At 59.6% G+C, this 910-nt stretch carries 1 protein-coding gene; it reads right to left on the bottom strand.

Annotation, left to right across the window (positions count from 1 at the left end; genetic code table 11):
• The coding region (locus AC1DZ5_RS21525) for an IS4 family transposase (RefSeq protein ID WP_477892852.1) at positions 1-884 on the bottom strand (884 nt) is incomplete at its 3' end.
• Positions 885-910 lie beyond the last annotated feature (26 nt).

Below are 910 nucleotides of genomic sequence, written 5' to 3' on the forward strand. Positions count from 1 at the left end.
GCAAAGCGCTTGGGATCAAGCATGGAAGTGATAAAGCGCCTGACACGTCCACCCGCATGCGTTTCGACCAAGCGCGCCTCCCAATGGCTTGGCAACTCGGGGCGCAATTGCCTGGCGCGTTGCGACACCGGCATGCGGATTAACCAGTCGCCTTCGCCCAGTGTTTGCACAATCTCATGGCGCAAATTGTCTTTGGCGCGCATGAGCCAATGGCGTTGTGTTCCGGTGTTGTGCCAATCCATCAAGAACGCGGCTGAGAAGTAGGCGCGGTCAAACAGCGTGATCGAGTGATCCAGTCCCCGCAGATCAGCGGCCAGTGTCAGCTCACCGCAGTGGTAGTCCCCCAGCTTGGCATCAAGCAGCTCGTGACTGTCGGTATCGATCAGACACACGCCGCGCACCATCGGCCAAGGCTGAGGGCCGTATTGCGTCAGTCCACTGCCCAGCGTCTCGCGGTTATCCACGCTATCGGGGGCAGACCAGACCACACCGTCCACCGCTAATACGCGCAAAGTCTGCTCATGCACCGGATGGGCACGGCCCCAAGCATTGGTGAGCAAGTCAAACAAGTGGGCCAAAGGTTCAGCACCCAGTCGCTGGCGCGCTTGAACGCTGCTGCTGGGAACGGGCAAGTCTTGTCCATCCAGCGTGAGTGCCATCTCCTGTACAACCTGCCACAGGGGCATGTGGCGAAACAAGGCCAGACCGATCACCAACCAGACGGCATGGTCGGCAGGCAGCTTGCGCCGACGGATKGAGGCCTTGCCTGTTGCGCTCAGCGCTTGTTCGATCCAGGCCGGATCGATCAACGATCCCAGCTCCCTCATCCCGCTGACGGGCAAAGCCGCCAGAGTTTCGTCCAATGTGTTTTGCAGCAGGCTCATCAAAGAAAAAGGGAACGTGAAACACG

This window comes from Rhodoferax sp. P1_F3 (genome assembly GCF_056405715.1).